This window comes from Chitinophaga sp. SYP-B3965 (genome assembly GCF_009647655.1).
In the GTDB taxonomy this organism is placed as follows: Bacteria; Bacteroidota; Bacteroidia; order Chitinophagales; family Chitinophagaceae; genus Chitinophaga.
On the sequence record NZ_WJFD01000004.1, the window covers coordinates 267,532 to 290,539 of the forward strand.

Sequence of the window (23,008 nt, forward strand, 5' to 3'; positions counted from 1 at the left end):
TGAAATCAGACATGGGTATCACATAATCATGTGTTTAACTAAAGAAAAAACGCCCAAGTTATCTTGGGCGTTGCGTAGAAACACGCAGAATTCGTTTATTGTACGTTGTAATCCACTACAATATTTTCCACCAGCATCTTATTTCCTTCGTACACTACTTTTTTACCGGAAGGTACAATCACGATAACAGCTGCCTGTTGCGGTGGTATGATGATCTTTTGGTCTCCTGAAACTTTCCTGGCTATAAAACTACCTGTGGTGGTATTGTAAAGATCTGAGCGTTCATCTAATGATAAGGTGATCTCTTTACTTTCCGGATGAGGATTGTAATAGAGGAAAGAGGGATATGCTTTATCCCGATAGAAATCTGTAGCCAGTAAATTTAATTGCAGGATGCCCGGCACGTCTGTTGGCCGGATGATACTGCCAAAGATACCAACGTGGGCGCTGCCGTAAACACTGAACTGGGATACTTCAGGATTTTTGCCGGGTACCCAGTTGGGGCCGTCTCCCTGGGCTACAGGTCCTTTGATATGCGCATATTTCTCAAAGCCGGAAGTGCGGATGATACCTTCATATCCTATCACCCCTTTTGTAATGGATGCGAGTTGGGGAATCGCTTCATGATCATCCGGCATATGTTCCGGATAAAAGAATCGTGCAGCATTGGCTGCGTTGAGCATCCACTTGCCGATGGCGGTTGCGTAAGACTGATCATATCGTACCATGGGTATAAGCGGCCATGCAAAATCGTAAGTGTTCATGAGAAAACCGTATCCACCATGATCAACGGTACTACCTACCACGCCTGAAATGTCCATACCATTCCAGTTACCGGTGAGCACACCCCAGCCTTCCCTGCAAAGTGGTGTGCCGTCAAAACTCCATCCCAGCATTTTGTTCACGGAAAAATCCTTTCCCTGTTCCACATTTATCCTTGCTGCGAGGTAAGCACCAAAGGGCATGAGTAATTCATACGTGGGATTGAGCGGTTGCGACTGTAATGCTGTTAAAGCACTGATAGCGCCGGTAAGATATTTTTGATCGCCGAATTTTTTATAAGCAGCGTACAATACCCATGCATGACCTGCAGCCGCATCAGGCTGTGCGCAGATCTGCGTTTTCATGGGACGCATTTTGCCGTAATCGAAATAAGAGAAATTGTAATCACCATGCAGAAGAGAATCAGCGAGGTAGAATTTGTCTGCAATGCTCCGGGCAATACTGTCAAAGCCCGGCTCATTGGGATACTTATCATAGATGGCGTAGAACAATACATTGGGAAATACATCGTACCACCAGTCGCGGCCATAACCGCCACCCAACAATGCTACTTCCGGACAAGTATTGTTCATCATGATATTCCAGCCGATGTCCTTATTGAAATAATTTTTCAGCATGCTTACATAGTTGAAGCGCTGATGGGATTTATCGATACCCACCAATGATGCTCCCAGTATGGCGCCCATGCTGGCAAGGGCTTCATGGAACATGCCTTTGTTATTAGCGGGGCCTTGCCGTACATCGCCGATGGCTGTATATAAACCTACAACGGTTTGCGGATAGTTCTTCTGGCTGCTGTCCAGCCATACCAATGGCCAGTATTCGCCGGTGGCATTGGGGTCATAGGCAATACTGTCGAACCGCAATGCCAGCTGATGGTAATCTATTATTTCAAAGGGCTGCGGCAGGTTAGGCATGCCATCTACCCTGGCCAGGTTTTGCTGCGGCATGGCCTTTTTAGGAGATTCCTTACAGGCCAGCAATAACAATAGAGAGAATAGGATCAGATGCTTCATATAGCCATTAATTTTTCTTCTTCTTTAGGTGCTGTTTCTTTCATTATTTCTACCCTTTCCCGCATGATCACTTTTGCTACATAGATAGAACTGAGTTGCAGCACTGCAATAATAATGATGGCATACCGGAGTGCGATCTCCACGGAAAAACCATATGCCAGTATCAGGAAAGTAGCTGCACCCAGGAAGCGGCCTACGTATAAACCGGCTTCATGATTAAGGATGTAAGCAAATTCTCCCCTGTTCTCTTTTTTAGAGAGGATGTCTATCACACTGAACTGTATCGGGAAGTAGGCCAGGTCCATTAATGGTTTGGCCAGTAACAGGAAAAGCATGAATAACACCACGCCCACTTCGTTATACAAAATACCATTAAAAAGTGCGGCAATAGCGAATAAAATAAGGCCGCCAGCAAAGATCCTCAAACGGTGTGCGGGACCAGATATCCTGCCAATGATATACATCAGTACGGCGGCAATAATGGCACCAATGGATTGGGCAGTACCCAATGCCCCTTCTTTTCCGAGTAACAACATGATCAGCATAGCCGGTGCCGTTACCAGGAATCCCTGGGCCAGGCCTTTCAGCAAGGCCAGGAACAATAACTTATACCACAAAGGATGGAATTTAAAGAACACATATTGCTTTTGCACGGGGTTGCTGAAGGTACCTCTGAAACAAACAATGGATGCGAGTATTGTTACCAGGAACACCAGTCCTGTTATGATCAGGTAAGCAGTATGTGCCCCTGCTGCACCAGCCCATGATTCAATGAACCAGCCAATGGCTACAGGGATCACTACTGCAATGATGGTATAGAAAAATGTTTCCAGTCCGTAATAGTAATTCCTGTTACCATCATGGGTGATGGCCAATGCCAGGTAATCCCGGTTGGCCCAGTAGAAACCAAAGGACATACCCATGGTGATCCCTGCCACACCAATACCTGTAAGGCTCAGTGTTTTGAGGGACATCATGATCATCATGGATACGCCGCTGAGCAACATGCCTGCGGAGTACAGTTTCCTGATGTTAAAATGTTTCAGCAGAAAACCGTTCAAGAGGAAAGTAAGCGGTATGCCGGTATAGATCGTTAATTGATAGATCACCACTTTGGTAGGATCATTGGAGCTGCGCATCACATAAGCGGCCACAAAGATATCTATCACCGGCAGCACAAATGCGTACACAATATTCGTCATTACGAGGATACGAAAATTATGCGGCTGACTATTGAAATGCGCGACTTCAGACCTTAGTTTCTTAAGCATGATCGTATTTTAGTAAGGAGAATATTTCTTTGATAGAAAGTGTGGCGCCACAAACAAACTCATCAGAAGCGCCGTAGTACATCGTAATGGTATCACCTTTTACGATGTGCCCATTGGTGAATACCACATTGCCAAAAAAACCGGTGAGCTCATAAGGTGCAGTGGGTATCATAATGGCTGCTTCTGTGCGGGCCAGTACTTTGGAAGGGTCATCGAGGTCCAGCAGGAAAGCGCCGAGGCAGTATTGATGGAGTTTGTTAGCGCCATGGTATATTTCCAGCCAGCCTTTATCTGTTTTGATGGGTGCAGCGCCTGCGCCTACCCTGGCATTGTCCCAGCTTTCTTCCCGGGTTTTCACAATACATTTATGATTGCCCCAGTGAATACCGTCAGGAGATTCTGCGATCCAGATATAATTTCCGCCAATGTCCACACTGCTGGGGCGGTGCAGGGCATAATATTTTCCGTTGATCTTTTCTTCGAAGATGGCGCAGTCTTTATTGTGTGGCGGAAGGATCATACCATGCGATTCAAATTCCTTCCAGTTGGTGGTAGTGCGTAAACCTACACCCACACCACTGTCTGAAACGGCGGTGAAGGTGAGGTAGTATTTATGATCTATTTGTGTTACCCGGCAGTCTTCCACACCAAAGGATTGTAACACACCTTCGCCATATAAAGAAGTATAACCCTCGGGCTCATAGAACCGTACGCCATCGTCACTGCAAAGCAGGCGGAGATGGGAGAGGGTGGTGAGATAATCCACGCCGTGATAACTAATCACACGTGCGTCTGTGGCTATCAGTGCCGGGTCATCTTTGGCTATTTCAATGATCTTTGTACCCGTTCCGGTGAGGATCGGGAAGGAGATCACATCCTGTTTTTGTTCCGGTCTTTCTGCTACTCTTACTATCAGCCATGTTTTATTTTCATATTGAAAAACGCCGGGGTTTAAAAGGCAGGTGATCTGTAATCCGTCACTGCTGGCTTTCAGGTCTCCGGGGGATAACAATGGGTTTGCTTCAAATCTCTTTGCTATATCGCTCATGTCTGCTACTTTTAAAAGCCTGTGTTCTGTATAATAGTGCCGCCTGATTTATCTATTTCACCTTGTGGAATGGGATAGAGATAATTTTTATCCTGGAAATTTTTACCCATGGCAACGAGTACTGTTTTGGCAGTTTCCCATCTTTTCAGGTCATAGAAACGATGTGATTCAAAACCTAACTCTACCCTGCGTTCACTTACCAGCCAGGTGTTAACCAGGGCCTTATCTGTGGTAGCAATATTCCTGTCTGGCAAAGTGCCGGCTGGTGGTAAAGGACCTGCAACGGAAGGACTGGTTCTGGCGCGTGCGCGGATGGCATTGATGATACCAATGGCAGCAGGAAGATTATTGTTTTGCATGTAGGCTTCTGCTTTCCATAAGAGCACATCAGCCATGCGGATGAATATTTTATTATTAGGCGCATCATCATTCCCTTTGTTGCTGGTAGTTGTGGTGCCCAGTAATTTGTAACAAGCCTGGTTAGCGATGTCTGCTGTGTATAGCAACCGGGGATCATTTGCTTCAAAGGCGTTGACGAAATTAGTGGTAGGTGCTATGAAGCCCCAGCCCTGTAAAGCACATAAACCATTACCGTTCCTGGGGTTCTTGCCGGATTGATGATCGTAAGAGAAGATCACTTCTTCATCTGCGAATTCTTTGGCTACGCTGAAGTTATCAAAGTAGTTGGCATTGAGACGATAGAAATTCAAACCTTCCAGTTCAGTAACAATAGCGATCACATCTGCCCACTTTTTACCGTATAGGGCTACTTTAGCCTGTAAGGCCATCACGGCACCTTTGGAAACCCTCCACTTTTCTGCATCATCTGAGAATTTAGTATTGGGCAACAGGGTTTTGGCTTCTGCGAGATCTTTACTTATTTGTTCCAGCACCACTTCTTTCTTTTCTCTTTTGGCCACTTTGTAAGCTTCTGCGAAATCCTTCAAAGGTTTCAGCAGGAGGGGTACATCTCCAAAGTTGTTTACGAGTTCGAAATAATAATAAGCTCTTAAGAAGTATACTTCGCCCAGTAATTTTTTTCGCAGTGTTTCATCAATGCCGATCTTGCTTGTAATAGCAGGATCTGTGAGATAGCTGATGGAAAGGTTTGTGCGGGAAACGCCTTCAAAATCATAACTCCACTGGCCATTAAAACCACCGTTTGCAGCAGTGAAACTAAAGTTGGCATACTGATCCATCCAGGCCTGGTCACCATCAGGATTCCATTTCTTCTGCATGTCGCCGGAGGCGATATCCTGCAAAACAAAATCGTTGCGTGTTACAGTACCACCGTCCCATTGCCATTCTCCCAACAGGTTTAAGGTATTGGAAAGCATCTGATAGGAAGAGACCACAGAGGATTTAACGGTTCCCAGCTTGGGGTCTGTATTGATCTGATCAGGTGTGAGTAAACCAATGGGATCTTTATATAATTGCTTTTTGCAGCCGTAACTAAATATGAGTACTGTAACTGCGATAATGCTATAGATTGATTTCATGACTGTTACTTTTAATGCGGTGATTAGAACTGAACATTTACACCAAAGAGTAATGCGCGCGACTGTGGATAGGTACCCTGATCAAAGAAGTCAGTAGATTCAGGGTCCAGGCCTGTATAGTCAGTGATGGTGAACAGGTTCTGGGTGGATATGTACAACCGTACATTTTGAATACCGGTGTTTGTTCTTTTCAGTAACGAAGCAAAGGAATAGCCTATTTCCAGATTTTTCAGGCGTAAGTAGGAAGCATCTTCCACGAAAATATCAGAAGTTCTGCTGCTGCCGTTATCCCGGAAAGTAGAGCGGGGAACAGTGTTGCTGGTTCCTTCGCCATGCCAGGCTTCCAGTGTACGGATGCTGTGGTTGAAAGGACGGGTATCATAATCCGTGATCTTTCTCAGGTCATTGTATTTGTCTACTCCCTGTACACCCTGGAACAGGATGCCGAGATCGAAGTTTTTAAAACTGCCGGATAAACTTAATCCGTAGGACAGTTTGGGATTAGGGTTACCAATGAATGTGCGGTCGTTATCATTGATCTCACCATCATTATTCAGGTCTTTGAATTTTATGTCTCCGGGTTTTATATCCTCTGTATTGAGGGTATTATGTAAGTGGCTGGTTATTTCAGCTGCATTCTGATAGATGCCTTCCATTACGTAACCGTAAAAAGCACTTAGCGGATGCCCTGCCTCAGATCTGGAAATGTTGGTGGGAATATTGGGTAGATTGACGTGCAGTTTTTCCACGGTATTGGTAACGGTGGCCATATTCGCATTGATGCTGTATTTAAATGCCCTGTCGTTATTTTTGATGTTCAGTGAAACTTCAATGCCTTTATTAGATACTTCACCTGCATTTAAGATGGTTGGTGAAACATTGCCTACTAAACTGGGCAGGGAAATAGGCAGCAAAATGCCGGATGTATTCTTGGTAAAGTAGTCTACAGAAAGATAGATCTTGTTACGAAGTAACCCGATGTCTATGCCGAAGTTGTTTTGTTGTGTTGATTCCCATTTCAGATCAGGGTTACCGTAGCGTGAAACCACAAATCCTTCTCCTACTTTACGTAACAATGTGAGATAGGTGTAATTGCCGATCTCCTGGTTGCCCAGCGTACCCGTACTCGCTCTGAGTTTCAGGTCAGATAACCAGCTAACGTCCTGCAGGAATTTCTCCTGGGAGATCCTCCATCCTACGGAAGCGGAAGGGAAATAGCCCCACTGGTTATTAGGCGCAAAACGGGAGGAGGCATCTGCCCGCAGATTCACTGTGGCCATATAACGAGTGTCGTACACATAAGTAGCAGAACCAAACAAGGAGAACAAAGACCATTCAGAAGCGGAGCCGCCATTGGTTACATCGGCTGATGAATTACCATAATCTAGATACTGGAAAGTGGTGTTGATGTATTCATACCTGTTACGGGACCCGCCGATGGAAGTGGCATAATTGGAGATGAATTCCGTGCCTAATAATGCACTGATGGCATGTTTGCCAACTGATTTTGTATAGTTCAGCGTGTTATTCCAGGTGATGGTGTATTCTTCACCTCTGTCTTCTATCAGGTTATTGGGCCTGTTCTTGCGTCCCTGGCCTTTATCCTGATCAGCTCCTCCACCATCATCATCACCAAAGTTCAGATTGAATGCCTTGTTGTGGGTCATGTTCAGATCAAGACCAAAATTGGTACGCAGTTTTAAGGATTTATCTTTCAGGAAGGCATATTCTGCATATACGTTACCAAAGGTTTTGCGGCTGTTCCTTTTATCATTTGTGAAATAAGCAAGTGCGAGTGGGTTGCTGCTGTATTCATATTCACTTTCCCATCCACTGGCGCTGTTCTTATAAAAAGGCAGGTCTGTAAATGGATCAGACTCTTTATAAGTAGGATCATCTTTACTCTTATAAACAGGGATCACCGGTGGGCGGATCAAAGCATGGCGGATGATGCCGGGAGCGTCTCCTTTTGAAGATAATTTATCCTGCAATTCATAAGAGAACACAAGGTTCAGCCCTGCTCTTAACCTGTCTGTTATATTAGCATTGATATTTGTTCTGAAGGTGTAACGTTTGTATTTATCGTGATCATAGGCCACAATTCCATCCTGCCTGTAATAACCTCCGGATAGCAGGAATTGCACCTTCTCATTACCACCTGTGGCGGTCAGCTGCAGATTCTGGGAATGCCCCAGTTCAAATAATTCTTTTTGCCAGTCTGTATCCGCCAGATCGGCTCTGCCTTTATCAGGGGTATATGGATTGGTTCCTCCAAAGTCGGAATTGTTCCAGCTTTCTTCCATTTTGCTCATATACTGTTCCCTGTTGAGCATTTTTGGAAGATTAGCTACTTTCTGGATACCGTTGAAATAGTTGATATCCACTTTTGTGGGGCCTTTCCTGCCTCCTCTTGTTGTTACTACTATCACACCGGCGGAAGCCCTGGAACCGTAAATGGCAGCTGCGGAGGCATCTTTTAATACAGTAATGGACTGAATGTCTGCAGGATTGAGGAAAGTAATATCCCGGGAAGGAATACCGTCTATTATAAATAATGGACTGTTATTACCGATGGTTCCTTCTCCACGGATGCGGATGCTGATCTCTTCACCCGGTGCGCCGGTGCTTTGTGTGATCTGCACACCGGCTACCTGGCCTTGCAGGGCTTGTGCCACATCCGGAACCTTTCGCTGATCAAGGTCTGCCATGTTCACGGTAGAAATGGCGCCGGTGAGGGAAGCTTTTTTCTGACTGTTATATCCTAATACCACTACTTCGCCTAAACCTGTTTCCGCAGGTTCCAGGGCAATGGTCAATTCCGTTTTACCGGCAACAGGTACTTCCTGTTTCTGGAAACCAACAAAGCTCACTACCAGTACAGCATCAGATGGTGCGGTGATAGAAAAGGCGCCGGTTGCATCTGTAGAAGTGGTGCGGGCACCATTTTTTACCTGAACGGAGGCCCCTGCTAAAGGCAAACCGAAAACGGAGGTGATCCTTCCGCTAATTTTAATGTCGGTTGAAACGGAAAGATTGACTTTAACGTCGGTTGATTGGGAGAAAGCGGAAAATTGAAAACACACTAGTAATAGCGTTAGTATTTTTTTCATAACAGCGATTTAAAAGAAAGTATAACGGGAATGTGATTACAATGTAGACTTTATGGGTACGGGGCTTATACACTATAGTTACATTTTACTGTACTATAGTTACACGGGTATGAAATTCAATGGTTTATGGCTGTGCGGATTGCTGCCCGCGATATTCGTTAGGCGCGCAGAGGTAGCGTTTTTTAAACTCCCGGAAGAAGTAAGACTGGTTATTAAATCCCGTTCTGTAGAAAATTTCAGACACGGTGAACTGGGTGGAAGTGAGTAAATGTGCCGCATGTTTCAAACGGATGTGTTTAATGAACTCTCCGGGTGTCATGTTTGTCATCGTTTTTAACTTACGATACAATTGCATTTTGCTGAGGGCCAGTTCTTTTTCCAGGATAGCGGCATTTAGTTCCGGTTCGTCCAGTTTCTCTTCAATGATGCGCACCAGGTTTTGGATGAACTGTTTATCCGTATCCGGCATGTCTGCTGCTGAAATGCTTTCATTGTTCCTGAAAAGGTCATGCATCCGCTGGCGGTATTCCAGCAATTTCCGTACCCGCACCATTAGGTGGGCAATATGGAAGGGTTTGGCGATATAGGCATCTGCGCCCACTTCGTAACCTTCCGTTTTATTTTCCACCGTGCCTTTGGCTGATAATATAATAAAAGGTATCTGGCAGGTGGCGGGAGCGTTCTTTACTTTGTTGCAGAGGGTGAGGCCATCCATGTCCGGCATCATAATGTCACTGATGATCAGGTCCGGGACTACTTTCGTCATCAGGTCCAGCGCCTCTTTCCCATTTTCTGCTTCATATATGGTGTAATGGTCTTTTAAGATATCTTTCAGGAGGTAACGGATGCCGGGTTCATCTTCTACCACCAAGATGTTCTTACGGCTGTTATCCGGCCCCAGCTGTTCAATGATGGCCTGTTTATTATTTTCTTCGGGGGAAACAGCGTGGGAAGTTTCCTTGTAAGCTGTGAGGGACTCATACAGATAAGAGGGCTTGTCTGAAATGAGCTGGGAATTTTCGCCGGTGGTAGTTAAAGGCAGTTCCAGTTTAAAGGTGATCCAGTCTTCTTCACAAGTGGCCGCTATTTTTCCCCGCAGCATGGTCACCAGTTGTTTGGTGAAAGCAAGACCGATACCTGTCCCGAATTTTTCATTACCGGGTTGGGCTACATAGAACTTGTCGAATAACTTATCCAGTTGGCCGGCCGGGATGTGGCAGCCGGAATTGCTGACGGTTATTTCCAGCTGGCCATTATTTTCTGCGGCGGTGAGTAATATTTTTTTGCCACCGTGTTTAAAGGCATTGGACAAAAGATTGAAAAGGATCTTTTCCAGTTTATCCTTATCTACCCATGCTTTGATATCCGGTGGGATGTTCCGCTGGTAATCAATTCCGTTTTGTTCACTGAGGGGAACAAAAGGATCTGCAAGGTTATTCAAAAGGTCTGATACATGCAGGTAGCTGTATAGGTTATTATGAAAACCCGCTTCTGCTTTCCGGAATTCCATCAGTTGCTGTACAAGATAAGTAAGCCGGGAAGCCTGCTGGTGAATGAGGTTAAGGAAATATGGTTTCTCCTTTTTATCCATGAACCGTTCCGCGGAACCCATGATCAGCGTAAGCGGTGTTTGTAATTCATGCGCTATGTTCGTGAAAAAGCCGAGTTGCCCCTGGTGAATTTCTTCTTCCCGCACCCGCATCAGATGTTCTACTGCCAGTTGATTTTGGTTCTTGCGGTATTTGTAGAATACATAACCCAGCAAGGATAATATGATGGCATATACGAGGAATGCAGGGAAGGTGAGCCAGAAATATTGCTTCACGTCGAGGTCCAGCAGCGCGATGTCATTTGTCCATACCCCTTCTCCGTTAGACCATTTTATTTTGAAAGTATAATGGCCCGGCAATACATTGCTGTAGGAAATTTTCCCATTGGTGCCGGGGTAATGCCATACTTTATCATAACCATCCAGGTAATAAGCGTATTCGCATTTCTCTGCATTGAGGAAGCTGATGGCTTTTGCATCCAGTTCAAAATAACCGTCTTTGCGGTGAATGGAATAATCCAGCGTTTTATTACCTGCAGGCCGCAATACAGTGCCATGGGTAGTTACACCGCCCATGATCAGATTGGATACTAACAAATTAGGGCACCAGCTGGTATTCCTGATCCGTTGCGGCAGGAAATAATTAAAGCCGGAAGTGCCACCAATAAAAAGATGATCTGCTGCATCCTTCCATATGGCGCCGTCGCAGAATTCATTACTCTGCAAACCGTCTGCCTGCTGGTAATAAGAAACGGCGGGTTTATCCGGTTGCACTTTGGCAAGCCCTTTATTGGTGGTTACCCAGATGTTGCCGGCTTTGTCTTCTTCAATAGCATGAATAGTATTATTGGGTAAACCATTTTCTGTGGTGAGCTTTTGGAAAACGGGTTCTTCTTTTACAGCATCTGCCTGGTTGATCCAGTTGAGGCCATAACTGGTACCTACCCAGATCCTGTTGTGGCTGTCGTTGTAAAGGGAGAGCACATCATTGTTGGAAAGGCTGCCTTCATAAGTAAATGCTTTGAAGGTTTTAAAACGCCGCGTCCTTTTATCCAGCAAGCTTAATCCGCCATACCGGCAGGCGATCCATAAATGATCATTGTCTCCTTTCGCGAGGGCGTAGATGATATCATTTGCCGGGCCGGTATTGTCGCCGTTGAAAGTGTATTGTTCCAGGAAAACAAGACTAATACTGCCATTATTATTTACGCGCAGTTTCAGATGGATGAGGCCATAACTGCTGGTGCCTAACCATACGGATTGATCTTCATCCTGTAAAATAGCATACACGGAACCGAACTCCGGATGCTGGTCGTAACCTTGTATACTGGCCCATTTGTGGAACTTCCGGTTGTGGGTATCATATACGCCGATCCCTTTTCCATCTGTGCCAATGTAGATCAATTGATCTGTACCTTTTTTGAGAGCGAACACAGCATTATTATCCAGTTCTCCGGGAGACAGGAAATATTTTCGTTGGGTGAGATCAGATCCGGGCTGCCAGAAAGCGGGCAGTTCAATGATGCCACTGCCTTTTGTGCCTACCCAGAGGTTGCCGTTCTCTTCACAGAATGCGCGGACCGGTTTGCTGTAGGGCATATCGGCATCGGCTGTGGCGATGGAGCCGAAGGGTTTTGTTTTAGGGAATATTTTGATCAAACCATTCCCGTCTGTGCCATACCATAAGATCTGTTCACTACCCAGTGCCCATGCTGTTACACGGATGTTTTGCATTTGCCGGGCTTCCTGTTCCAGGAAAGCAGCAGGTTGGAATTGATTATCAAATACGCCAAATCCTTTGCCAGCCCATGCCAGCAGGTAATGATCATTATAATTCACCATGGCAGTGATGCCATTTTTCATTTGTAATACGGGTTTGGGTGTAGTGCCAATAAGCTGGTATAACTGATTATCGATAGTGGTGAAGAAGAGTTGTTTGTTCAGCGGGAAGAAGTTGGTGATCTTTTGTTGTGCCTGGAAGCTGTGTGCTTTTTTGAACAACTGCCCGTTCCAGCTATATTTTTCCAGATCGCCTGTGTTGTTGATGAGCCATAAAAAGTTACTGTCATCAAAAGCGAACCGGCTCACCTTTGTAAGGGGCTGAGGGAATTTGAAAATGCGAAAAGAGTCTGCTGTGGCATCATAGACGGTGAGGCCATGTTTCTGTGTGAGGCAGAATACAGCACCGGAAGTATCTACCGCCAATTGAAATTCCTGCTCACTGATCCTGCTGCGCTGGTGTTGCTGGTAGAAATAATTATAGATCTTGCCGGTTTGTTTTTCGTACCGGGAGATGCCTTCGATGGTACTGATCCAGATATTTCCTTTACTGTCCTCCGTGATATATTGTATCACGTTGTTGCCTATACTTTTCAGATCATTCTCTTTGCTGTAATTGAACACGTGGAAGGAAGTGCCATCGTACCGGTTCAATCCATCCCAGGTGGCTACCCAGATGATGTCGTCCGCATCTTTATAAATATAATTGATGGCGCTGTTGGAGAGGCCGTTCCGGTTATCTAAGTTCTGGAGGAAATATTTATCTGCAGGCTGAGCATCCGCACCAAGGAAGCATAAAAGGCAGCCAAGGAGGAAACATAATTTTAATGATTGTAGCCTGAATACGAGTAACATGGTATATGCGTGGACATCCTAAATTTAATCTTTTTCAGTTACTTTTTAAGGAGTATCTTTCTGGAAATGAACACGATAAAGGAAACCGCCGTTTGTATCATAGGGGCAGGCCCCGCCGGCGCAGCAGCAGCTTTGCAATTACATCAGTATAATATACCCTGCATAGTGGTAGATAAAGCCATATTTCCCAGGGATAAAGTTTGCGGAGATGGCCTGAGTGGAAAAGTACTCTCCATCCTGAATAATATAGATCCCGCAATTGGGGAAAGGTTGCAGGCGTTACAGGACAAAGAGGATAGCTGGGGCGTAACATTCATTGCCTCTAACAGGGCCTCTCTCGATATTGCCTATAAACCGGTGAATAATGGTGCTGCGGGTTTCGTTTGCAAGCGTTTAGTGTTTGATAATTTCCTGGTAGATGAAATGAAACGCTGCGGGAATATTGAACTGCTGGAAGGAAAAGCGATCGATAAATATACTTTGCAGGAAAACGGGTATCTGCTCAGTGATGCATCCGGCACTTTACAGATCAGGGCACAACTGGTGATCGTGGCCAATGGGGCACATTCCGGTTTTACGAAAGAAGTGGCAGGCATACAGATGGAGCCGAAGCATTATTGCGCAGGCCTTCGTGCGTATTATAAGAATGTAAAAGGACTGCATCCAAAAGGCCACATTGAATTGCATTTCCTGAAATCCCTGCTGCCCGGTTATTTCTGGATCTTCCCTTTGCCCAATGGAGAAGCAAATGTAGGTGTGGGCATATTGAGTGAAATAGTAAGAAAGAAAAAGCTGAACCTGAAAAAGATGTTACAGGATACTTTGGAAAATGATCCTTTACTGAAAGATCGTTTTGCAGATGCGGTACTGGTAGATAAAGTAGACGGATATGGATTGCCTTTGGGCAGTAAACAACGGAACCTGAGCGGGGAACGGTATATGCTGATAGGAGATGCCGGGCACCTGATAGATCCTTTTACGGGAGAAGGTATTGGCAATGCTTTGTATTCCGGCAGGTTTGCAGCAGAGCAGGCAAAACTGGCTATTGCGGCTAATAATTTTTCTGCGGAACAACTGAAAGCATATGATGATGTGATCCATTACAAACTAGGTCCTGAGTTAAAACTAAGTACACGTTTGCAAAAACTTGTACAACGCCCATGGTTGTTTAATTACCTGATGAAGCTGGGCATGGGGAATAAACAACTGCGTGAACTGATGTCCTGCATGTTCTATGAACTGGACTTGCGGAAGAAATTAACGAAACCTTCTTTTTACTTTAAGTTATTGTTTAACAGGGCTTAATGGCACATGTTGGGGCTGAATGTCCCCACCATGGCATATATGTATTTTTTGAATTGACTGTTAGTAATTAGTAGTTTGTTTGTTAGCAGCGTGGCATGAATTTGATGAGGGAATAGTAAAACCTTATCTGTTATGGCAAAGAAACGCACTATCCCAAAGAATGCTCCCGACAAAAAATTAGCAGACCTTAACCCAGACCGTACAGACAGTACGGGTGAACTGATGACCACCGATCAGGGCCTGAAAATTAATGACGATAATAATTCTTTAAAGGCTGGTGAACGTGGGGCTACGTTGCTGGAGGACTTTATCCTCCGTGAAAAGATCACGCATTTTGATCATGAACGTATCCCTGAGCGGATCGTGCATGCGCGCGGATCTGCAGCGCATGGATTTTTCCAGGTGTATAAGTCCATGGAGAAATATACGAAGGCGGGGTTCTTACAAGATCCTTCCGTTAAAACACCCGTATTCGTAAGGTTCTCTACTGTTGCTGGTTCCCGCGGCTCTACAGACCTGGCGAGGGATGTGAGAGGTTTTGCCGTGAAGTTCTACACGGAGGAAGGCAACTATGATCTGGTGGGTAATAATATGCCGGTATTCTTTATCCAGGACGCTATGAAGTTTCCTGACCTGATCCATGCCGTGAAACCGGAACCAGATCATGAAATGCCGCAGGCAGCTTCTGCACATGATACTTTCTGGGATTTTATCTCTTTAACACCGGAGTCCATGCATATGATCATGTGGGCGATGTCCGACAGGGCTATCCCACGTAGTTTACGTATGATGGAAGGTTTTGGGGTGCATACTTTCCGTTTTATCAATGCAAAAGGAAAATCCCATTTTGTGAAGTTTCACTGGAAACCTTTGCTGGGGATGCATTCTGTAGTCTGGGATGAGGCACAGAAGATATCGGGCAAAGATTCGGATTTTCACCGCAGGGATCTGTGGGAGGCTATTGAAGCGGGGGCTTTTCCTGAATGGGAGTTTGGTGTGCAGATAGTACCGGAAGAAGATGAACATAAATATCCATTCGATCTGTTAGATCCTACTAAAATAATTCCGGAAGAAATTGTGCCCGTAATGCGGATCGGTAAAATGACGCTGAACCGTAATCCAGATAATTTCTTTGCTGAAACAGAACAGGTGGCTTTCCATCCCGGACATTTGGTACCGGGTATTGATTTTACGAATGATCCACTTTTACAGGGACGTTTGTTCTCTTATACCGATACGCAATTGTCCCGTTTGGGCAGTCCTAATTTTCATGAGATCCCCATCAACCGTTCTATCAACACCGTACATAATAATCAGCGGGATGGCCACATGCGTCAGCAGATCAATGTGGGCAAATCCAGCTACCATCCTAATACTACGGGAGGCGGATGTCCTTTCCAGGCTAAGATGGCAGAAGGAGGATTTACTTCTCATGAAGAGCGCATCGATGCCAGGAAAGTGCGTGGGCGCAGTAAGAGTTTCATGGATTTTTTCAGCCAGGCTACATTGTTCTATAACAGCCAGTCTGAAGCAGAACAAAACCATATCGTGGATGCACTGTGTTTTGAATTAGGTAAACTGGAAACGCCGGCTATCCGCGAACGCATGGTGGGTTTGTTAGCAAAAGTAAGTACATCGCTGGCACAGCGTGTGGCGGATGGATTGGGTATAAAAGTAACAAAACCACAGGAGCCGCTGAACCACAATTTTGGCGCGGATGCTAATCCGAAAGATTTTCAGAACAAACCAGCACAGCAGGGCATCGACAAATCGCCTGCATTGAGTATGGCTAACACAAGAAAAGATACGATCAGCACAAGGCAGATTGCTATCCTGGCAGCGGATGGGGTAGATGGCGCTTCTTTGAGTAAGATGAAAGCTGCGCTGGAAGCAGAAGGTGCGAAGACAAAAGTGATCGCGCCACATGGCGGGATGATCAAAAACGCGAAGGGCGCAGATATTAAAGTAGATATGAGTTTCCTAACGGCTGCATCCGTTTTATTCGATGCCGTTTTTATTCCGGGAGGAGAAAGAAGCGCTGCTGCTTTGATCAATGAACCAGATGCTATTCATTTCATCAATGAAAGCTACAAACATTGCAAAGCGATTGCTGCAGATGGACAGGGATCGGATGTATTGAAAGCGAGTTTTGTGGGAAGTAAAAAAAGCGATGGGGTGATCACAGGTGAAAAAGCATTGGAGAAAGCGTTTATCAAAGCTATCGCACAGCATCGTTTCTGGGACAGGGAAAAGGTACCGGCATAATGTAATATAGGATAGATAATGAAGGCCCCGGATGGATAAATCCGGGGCTTTTTTGTTTCAAAATGTTGTTTTATGGCTATTAATGCTTATTTTATGTTTCGATTTGTTACAATTTATAACCCTTAATTAACCAAAATGAAGATCGCACCCGATTAAAAAATTTAACCTGACGGGTTTCCTAAAAAACGAAAAAGGCCTTAAGTTGTGGAGCTTAAGGCCTTTTCTTATACCTGTATCTATGAATCAATTTAGGAACTTCTATTTCGGTTTTGCATTGGTGTACCTCATCATCAATTGGATCTTTCATAACGACCAGCAAAAACTGATCATCGAAACAGTGGTACTGGCTATCAATATGGGCTTTCTTTTCTTATACACCCAGTATGAAAATACCTGGACCAAAGTAGCCGTTATCTTATCTCAGTTACTGGCGGCAGGGCTTTATGGCTTCTTTACCATTCAGATGGTGTTCAGTGCCAATACCGCATTCAGTATGCTTTCTTTTGTGTTGTACGATCTGTTCCTGTTCTTCAGCATGTTATTCTTTAACCAGATCGTATTTAAGAAGACTTTGTAAGCGTGCTGATTATTTTCAGTTTATCAATGATCAATATCAAAATGAATATTGTTGCGGTAAGGCAAAGCAGAGACACTGCCAGTATGGAATAATATTGTATCGTCCACTCCAGCGCAACTTTCAGACGGCTAAGGAAACTGATGCCCTTTTGGGGTGCGCCTTCAAAGAGAGAAAACCGGATGGTACAGAATTCATTCTCTACATCAAAGTTCCCGAGTTCAACACCCAGCTCCTGCAATCTTGTTTCTATTTCCAGGATCTTATCGTGCAGGGAAACATAATCGCTGATCACACCACCTCTTGATCTGAGTTCGTTCAGGGAGAGTAAGGTTTTTTCCAGCGAGGCTTTCTTTGCATTCAACTGCCTGTACTCATTTGTTTTATCGATCTTGGTAATTTCTGTGGAGTTGATCTTGCCGATGCCCTGGATGTTCAGATAGAAGCTGTCGAATTTTTCCGGGTTGATGCCTATCATCAGGTGAACTTCCCGGTTGCCTTTGTTGCCGGTGTTTTGTTCATACTGAATAACGCCTTTAAAGTCTTTTGTTTTGTCTTTGATCTCATTGGCATCCTTTTCAAACTGGGAAGTCCGGCTCTTAACCGTGGCTGTTTTCTCATATTTCTGAGAAGAGGCAAAACTGGCCTGCTGCCCAACATCTGTTCTGCTGACTTTATTCTCCGAAGCGTAGTTCTTCCTCAGATTATCTACACTGCTGAAGAAGTCCCCGGAATGCTGCATGGCGGACACCACATCTGTGGCTATATACCCGTAGATAAGCCTGCAAACCAGCATAAGAAAGAAGAGCGCGCCAAACCATTTGGCTATTTTCCAGAATCGTTGTTTTAAGGTCATAGGAGAAGGGTTTTGGGTAAAAACTAAAAGGCCTTAAGTTATGAAACTTAAGGCCTTTTTCTTTCGTGGAGGATATCGGACTCGAACCGATCACCTCAAACATGCCATGCTTGCGCTCTACCAGATGAGCTAATCCCCCGAAGGCTTGAATGGAGTGCAAATTTAGCCGCTTTTTTGATAAAACAAAAAATAATTCTCCTGCCCCCGGGGTAAGTATATTTTTATGCCATATATGTGGCAGGGGCGCTTAGAACTGCACCCTGTACATCAGGTCAGGAAAAAAGCCGATCTGGTTTAAGGTGCCTACCTGTTTCAATACCTGGTTATAACGTTGCACAAATACATTCTCCCGGTTGCTTACATTCTGCAGGTCTAAGAAGATAGTATGGGAGATCTTGCGTTTTGCATTGTTCAGGCGGAAGCCAAAACGAAGGTCTGCCCGGAAGTAAGAAGGGAGCCGTTCTGTGTTGTATTTGGATTCATCCAGGATTTCCCTTCCCGCTGCAACAGAGGCAGGAACATCTACAGGTGTGTAATACCTGCCCCCTGCATTGGCTACCTTGAGGTCTATCGTGAAAGCATTCTTTCCATCCCGGCCTATCTTCCATTCACGGCCTGCCAGTACATTGATCACTACCTCGTTATTAAAAGTGGAAGTTCTTTCCACACCATCACTGCCCTTATACTTTGCATCAAAAATGGAGGCGGTGGTGAGGAGATAAAATCCACTGCTGAAAAACTTTTCTACCGTGAGTTCTAATCCTGTATTCGTGCCGGTACCATTATTCACTAATCCGGCTTTTTCAGGAAAGGTGAAGTCTGCCCCTGCATTAAGTACAGAGAAACCACTGGGTCGTTGTTCTACCGGCGCATCGTAAACAGATTGATGATAGAGCTCTGCTTTCAGGCGCCAGTCGCGGGCAAAAGACCAATCGTAACCCAATACATAGTGATGTGCTTTGGTAAGCCCCAGTTCACGGTTGCTTTGATCATAAGTACCATCCGGCTTTTTTGATTGATACAGATATATCGGTAATGCCTGCTGCTGACTGTGCAGGCCATAACTGAACGTGATTGTTTTCGTTGGGTCGATGGCGTAACTTAAAGAAGCCCTTGGTTCTATATTGGATGTTTCATTAAAGCTGTAATAAATGCCGTGTATGCCGGCATTGAGGGAGAGTTTATCCGAGAAACGATATTTGCCCTGCAGGTAGGGTTGCAGTAATAAAGAGCTGCCATCATATTCTCTTGTTGTGACCCAGTCCGGCTGATCCAAACGGGTTTGAATGTAAGTGTCCAGCCCCTGTATCTCAGCCAGCACACCACCTCTTACTGAAAACTTTGTATTGATCTTTGAATTGATATAGGTGGACAAACGAAGACCTGTATTGGTAGTTGTTCCGTAAACAACATGTTTCCGGTCTGTTTCGGTTTCATTATACTTGTAGGTATCACCTTCGTTGCCGGAATAGGAATAAGAAAGAATGGAACGGATGAAGGAATTGCGGCCTACATCAATCGTATGTTTGAGACCTATCACACCCATCCTTGAGCGGAAATAAACATCTTCATCTTTATTGGCAAAGAGGTCTGTGGAATCAATATCCTTCCCGATAAAATCTATCTGGCTGATGCCGCCCATACCAAATAAACTGAACTTGCCCAGTTTGGAATCTGCAAAGCTGAGGTTAAAGATCAGGTCCTGGTATTGTGGTGTGGCTGCTGTACCTACATTCAGTCCGATTGATTGTGCCAGTTGTGCAAAAGAATAACGATAGCCTATCAGGAAAGATGCACCTTTTTTACCAACCGGACCTTCTATCATAGCTTCCAGACCACTGAACATGTTCAGCTGTAATGTTTTTTCTACTTTCTCTTTATTCCCTGTGCGGAGGGCAATATCAAATACGGCGCCGGTAGCATTACCATATTCTGCAGAAAAGGCACCTGTATAGAAATCAGAGTTCTTCAAAGCATTCGTGTTTAAAGCACTTACCGGGCCACCGGTTGTACCCAGCGTGGAGAAGTGATTGGGATTAGGGATCGGGATGCCTTCCATCCTCCATAATACAGCGGTGGGGGAGTTACCGCGAACCACAATATCATTGCGGGAATCATTGGTAGTGGCTACTCCTGCAAAGTTACTGGCCAGGCGGGAGGGATCATTCCTGCCACCTGCATAACGGGTTACATCGTCCATATTAAAAGAGCGGGCGCTGCTACCGGCAAATTCATTGGCCGCATTGCCCTTACGGGTTCTGCCGGAAGAAATAGTCACACCGCTTAATGCACTAACGTGCTGATCCATGGGAATGTCCAGCACTACCTGTTTTCCAGAGGTGACCAATACTTCAGGAATAGCCACTGTTTTATAACCCAGGAAGGTAAAGGAGATCCTGTGCCGCCCTGGCGATACGCCTCTTATTACATACCTGCCTGTTGAATCTGTTGTAGCCCCCATGCTGGTACCAGTGAGCTGTACAGCTACATGGGGCAATGGTCTTTCTGATGCTTTGTCTATTACAACACCGCTGATGGTTTGGGTATTGTTCTGTGCAAAAGCAGAGAGCTGGCCAATCATCAATAGTGTGAGGAGAAAGTGTTTCATAGCGAATAGTTGTGCGTTAAGCAACTAAATAACACACTCCTTCCTACACGTAAAAACGAAGTAGGCCACTACACACAACAACACGACATCCACACGTTATGTGCAGACGAGTTAATCTTTGAGGTTCCTGGGGTCTATGATGGAAAAGAGATCATCGCGGTAAGAATCGCTGATGGGGATGATGTGTTCATTGATATAAATGCGGTTCTTCCGGATGGCTGTTATTTTATCCAGCGAGATGATATAGGATTTGTGTACCCTTATAAACCTGGATGGTGGCAGCTTTTCAGAGATGGCTTTCATCATCAGCCGGGTAAGGATGGGTTTGGTGGTATTGTGCAGGTAGATCTTGATATAGTCTTTTAATCCTTCAATATAACTGATGTCATTGATGGCGATCTTCACTAAGTTGTATTCCACATTCACAAAGAAATAATCCGCCACGGGATTTACTACCGGCGCTTTTTTCAGTGAATGATACTCGGCTGCTTTGTTCACGGCTTTCAGGAAACGTTCAAAGGGTACGGGTTTTACGAGGTAATCCAGTACATCCAGTTCAAAACCATCCAGCGCGTATTTTTTATACGCGGTGATGAAGATCACCATGGGCCTGTTGGTCATGCCCTGCAGGAATTGCGTGCCGGTGAGACCCGCCATCTGGATGTCCAGGAAGATGAGGTCAATTGGTTCCCGCTGCATCACTTCCATGGCCTCATACGCATTGTTGCAACGCGCTATGAGTTGCAGGAACGGAATGCGCCGGATGTTATCCTCCAGCAGGTCCAGTGATAACAGCTCATCATCAACTGCCAGACACCTGATCATTTAAATAGATTTTAAGGGATGCGTTAAAGTAATTATCCTTCTTAACGGCACTGATGGTATGTTTATTGGGATAGAGCAATTTTAACCGCCGTTCCAGGTTGGTAAGCCCTATACCTGAAGTTTTATCTTTCGTTTCATGATGCTGATTGAACTTGTTAAGCACCGTGAGTGTAAGCTGGCCACTGTGCACTTCCAGGTTGATAGTGATCTCAGGATCTTCTATCAAACCAATACCATGTTTGAAAGCGTTCTCAATTAAAGGGATCAGTAACATCGGTTCAATGTACAAGTCTTCTGGCGGATTGTTGGTCCTGAAAGTGATACGTACCTGGTGGCCGAAACGTAAGGTTTGCAGATCTATGTAACTCTGAATGTAATCAATCTCTTTCCGCAGGCATACCTTCTCTTCGTCAGACTCATACAACATGTAATGCATGAGGTTGGAAAGTTCCAACAGTGCGGGTTCCAGCTTGTCGGACTTTTTACGGGCCAGGGATACGATACTGTTTAAAGTATTGAACATAAAATGCGGGCTCACCTGTGAACGCAGGAATACCAGTTCTGTTTTGAGGTTCTCCTGTTGCAGCCGCTGATCCCGGATAAAATGAATGATCAGCATATAAGAGGTACCGGTGGCCATCACGGCCATGCTGATCAGGAATTTAATCGTAATGCCTACCCAGAGGTTTGTATTATATCTCGTATCGAACTGTGCTACGGCCACCGCACTGATCACCGCTATCAAAATGCACAGGCTGGTTAAAGAGATGAGGTATTCTTTGATCTGTTTCTTCAGAAAGTATCTTGGATACAGGTAATACACCATGATATAGAATACGATGATCTGTGCCACCGTAAATACCATCTTGCTGATAGAAAAGAACTCCGGTTTACCTGTGCCATCCTTCAACGGCAATAGGAAAAGTGGAACGCCTATACTGGGCACCCACAGAAAGAAATGTAAGATCAGGTTGACCCTTTTATTCGACAACATCACAATAAAACTACTCAATTCTTCTCCATTTATCCCCTATGGAGATGAATTGACGGAGTGTGCCTTCCAGCGGGCCAAATGTGCAGACGAAAATATTTTCCCCTTTAAATTTGGATATTTAATTACATGCCGTATATTTGTCTACATAATTAGTAGACTAATAGGAATACATAATTTACCACCACAAAACAAGCAGGGGCCTATAATGCCTTCTGTACACTATTGAATTAAAAAATGCATTTGAAATGAAAAATCTCAAACTCATGCGTTTTGTGGTAACATCTCCCACAAATTTATGTTTTCCCGGTTGCAGCACAGCATGTTGTTACCGAATGTAATCTTCCGTTTTAAAAATATGGAACCAACTATATAAGCTTTTGTCGGGCAGCGGGAGAAGTGTGCGTCACCTATTACTTGGTGGTAAATTATCTGGCGCCGCAGAACCCGCTTTTGCCTGACACCAATGCACTGTAATCACCAACCATTATCAATCACTCAACTATTCATTCGTCCCCGGCGCCGCGTTTCGTGGTGCCGGGCAACGAGTGAGTTTCTTAACCTGCTTTTCCCCATGCTTACCGCTGTATTGATCATATATCTTTTTAAATCCCTTAAACGATTGCATGAAAAGAGGCTTAATGTTATTGAGCCTCGGAATTCGGATAATTAGT

At 44.9% G+C, this 23,008-nt stretch carries 13 protein-coding genes and 1 tRNA gene; 3 read left to right on the forward strand and 11 right to left on the reverse strand.

Annotation, left to right across the window (positions count from 1 at the left end; translation table 11 throughout):
• Positions 1 to 95: 95 nt before the first annotated feature.
• The 6 genes from GFS24_RS22190 to GFS24_RS22215 form a co-directional block, all read right to left on the reverse strand.
• Positions 96 to 1,799, reverse strand: coding sequence for a hypothetical protein (locus tag GFS24_RS22190; RefSeq protein WP_216647488.1), 1,704 nt, complete (start codon positions 1,797 to 1,799; stop codon positions 96 to 98).
• Positions 1,796 to 3,070 carry an MFS transporter gene (locus GFS24_RS22195; RefSeq protein WP_153663385.1) on the reverse strand — a complete coding sequence of 425 codons (1,275 nt, stop codon included), beginning with the start codon at positions 3,068 to 3,070 and terminating at the stop codon, positions 1,796 to 1,798. The genes GFS24_RS22190 and GFS24_RS22195 overlap by 4 nt, the downstream gene beginning before the upstream one ends.
• On the reverse strand, positions 3,063 to 4,118 hold the full coding sequence (locus GFS24_RS22200) for a glycoside hydrolase family 130 protein (protein WP_153663387.1): 1,056 nt from the start codon (positions 4,116 to 4,118) through the stop codon (positions 3,063 to 3,065). Before GFS24_RS22200 ends, GFS24_RS22195 begins: the two co-directional genes overlap by 8 nt.
• Positions 4,119 to 4,129: 11 nt before the next feature.
• Positions 4,130 to 5,617 carry a RagB/SusD family nutrient uptake outer membrane protein gene (locus tag GFS24_RS22205; RefSeq protein ID WP_153663389.1) on the reverse strand — a complete coding sequence of 496 codons (1,488 nt, stop codon included), beginning with the start codon at positions 5,615 to 5,617 and terminating at the stop codon, positions 4,130 to 4,132.
• A gap of 23 nt (positions 5,618 to 5,640) precedes the next feature.
• Entirely contained in the window at positions 5,641 to 8,727 is a 3,087-nt protein-coding gene (locus GFS24_RS22210) for a TonB-dependent receptor (protein WP_153663391.1), read from the reverse strand.
• Positions 8,728 to 8,851: 124 nt separating this feature from the next.
• Positions 8,852 to 12,910, reverse strand: a complete 4,059-nt coding sequence (locus tag GFS24_RS22215) for a two-component regulator propeller domain-containing protein (RefSeq protein ID WP_153663393.1) — start codon at positions 12,908 to 12,910, stop codon at positions 8,852 to 8,854.
• Positions 12,911 to 12,976: 66 nt separating this feature from the next.
• Between GFS24_RS22215 and GFS24_RS22220 the strand changes: the two genes are divergently transcribed.
• From GFS24_RS22220 to GFS24_RS22230, 3 genes are all read left to right on the forward strand, one after another.
• On the forward strand, positions 12,977 to 14,215 hold the full coding sequence (locus GFS24_RS22220; RefSeq protein WP_153663395.1) for an NAD(P)/FAD-dependent oxidoreductase: 1,239 nt from the start codon (positions 12,977 to 12,979) through the stop codon (positions 14,213 to 14,215).
• A gap of 132 nt (positions 14,216 to 14,347) precedes the next feature.
• Positions 14,348 to 16,480, forward strand: coding sequence for a catalase (locus tag GFS24_RS22225; RefSeq protein WP_153663397.1), 2,133 nt, complete (start codon positions 14,348 to 14,350; stop codon positions 16,478 to 16,480).
• Between the two features lie 238 nt (positions 16,481 to 16,718).
• The gene (locus GFS24_RS22230) at positions 16,719 to 17,057 is read left to right on the forward strand and encodes a hypothetical protein (protein WP_153663399.1); all 339 of its coding nucleotides are present in this window, start codon (positions 16,719 to 16,721) and stop codon (positions 17,055 to 17,057) included.
• Here the strand turns inward: GFS24_RS22230 and GFS24_RS22235 are convergent.
• The 5 genes from GFS24_RS22235 to GFS24_RS22255 all read right to left on the reverse strand — a co-directional run bounded on the left by GFS24_RS22235 (position 17,041) and on the right by GFS24_RS22255 (position 22,355).
• Complete coding sequence (locus GFS24_RS22235) at positions 17,041 to 17,910, reverse strand: DUF4349 domain-containing protein (RefSeq protein ID WP_153663401.1); 870 nt, start codon at positions 17,908 to 17,910, stop codon at positions 17,041 to 17,043. The two genes, GFS24_RS22230 and GFS24_RS22235, sit on opposite strands and share 17 nt — an antisense overlap.
• A gap of 66 nt (positions 17,911 to 17,976) precedes the next feature.
• A tRNA-Ala gene (locus tag GFS24_RS22240) sits at positions 17,977 to 18,049 on the reverse strand.
• A gap of 108 nt (positions 18,050 to 18,157) precedes the next feature.
• Complete coding sequence (locus GFS24_RS22245) at positions 18,158 to 20,518, reverse strand: TonB-dependent receptor (RefSeq protein WP_153663403.1); 2,361 nt, start codon at positions 20,516 to 20,518, stop codon at positions 18,158 to 18,160.
• Between the two features lie 111 nt (positions 20,519 to 20,629).
• Entirely contained in the window at positions 20,630 to 21,343 is a 714-nt protein-coding gene (locus tag GFS24_RS22250) for a LytTR family DNA-binding domain-containing protein (RefSeq protein ID WP_153663405.1), read from the reverse strand.
• Positions 21,321 to 22,355 carry a sensor histidine kinase gene (locus tag GFS24_RS22255; RefSeq protein WP_153663407.1) on the reverse strand — a complete coding sequence of 345 codons (1,035 nt, stop codon included), beginning with the start codon at positions 22,353 to 22,355 and terminating at the stop codon, positions 21,321 to 21,323. Before GFS24_RS22255 ends, GFS24_RS22250 begins: the two co-directional genes overlap by 23 nt.
• Positions 22,356 to 23,008 lie beyond the last annotated feature (653 nt).

Bases quoted from the DNA above. Each gene is read 5' to 3' on its own strand.
- GFS24_RS22245 (WP_153663403.1), bottom strand. From the start codon at position 20,518: ATGAAACACTTTCTCCTCACACTATTGATGATTGGCCAGCTCTCTGCT.
- GFS24_RS22205 (WP_153663389.1), bottom strand. From the start codon at position 5,617: ATGAAATCAATCTATAGCATTATCGCAGTTACAGTACTCATATTTAGT.
- GFS24_RS22215 (WP_153663393.1), bottom strand. From the start codon at position 12,910: ATGTTACTCGTATTCAGGCTACAATCATTAAAATTATGTTTCCTCCTT.
- GFS24_RS22250 (WP_153663405.1), bottom strand. From the start codon at position 21,343: ATGATCAGGTGTCTGGCAGTTGATGATGAGCTGTTATCACTGGACCTG.
- GFS24_RS22200 (WP_153663387.1), bottom strand. From the start codon at position 4,118: ATGAGCGATATAGCAAAGAGATTTGAAGCAAACCCATTGTTATCCCCC.
- GFS24_RS22235 (WP_153663401.1), bottom strand. From the start codon at position 17,910: ATGACCTTAAAACAACGATTCTGGAAAATAGCCAAATGGTTTGGCGCG.
- GFS24_RS22230 (WP_153663399.1), top strand. From the start codon at position 16,719: ATGAATCAATTTAGGAACTTCTATTTCGGTTTTGCATTGGTGTACCTC.
- GFS24_RS22220 (WP_153663395.1), top strand. From the start codon at position 12,977: ATGAACACGATAAAGGAAACCGCCGTTTGTATCATAGGGGCAGGCCCC.
- GFS24_RS22195 (WP_153663385.1), bottom strand. From the start codon at position 3,070: ATGCTTAAGAAACTAAGGTCTGAAGTCGCGCATTTCAATAGTCAGCCG.
- GFS24_RS22210 (WP_153663391.1), bottom strand. From the start codon at position 8,727: ATGAAAAAAATACTAACGCTATTACTAGTGTGTTTTCAATTTTCCGCT.
- GFS24_RS22225 (WP_153663397.1), top strand. From the start codon at position 14,348: ATGGCAAAGAAACGCACTATCCCAAAGAATGCTCCCGACAAAAAATTA.
- GFS24_RS22190 (WP_216647488.1), bottom strand. From the start codon at position 1,799: ATGAAGCATCTGATCCTATTCTCTCTATTGTTATTGCTGGCCTGTAAG.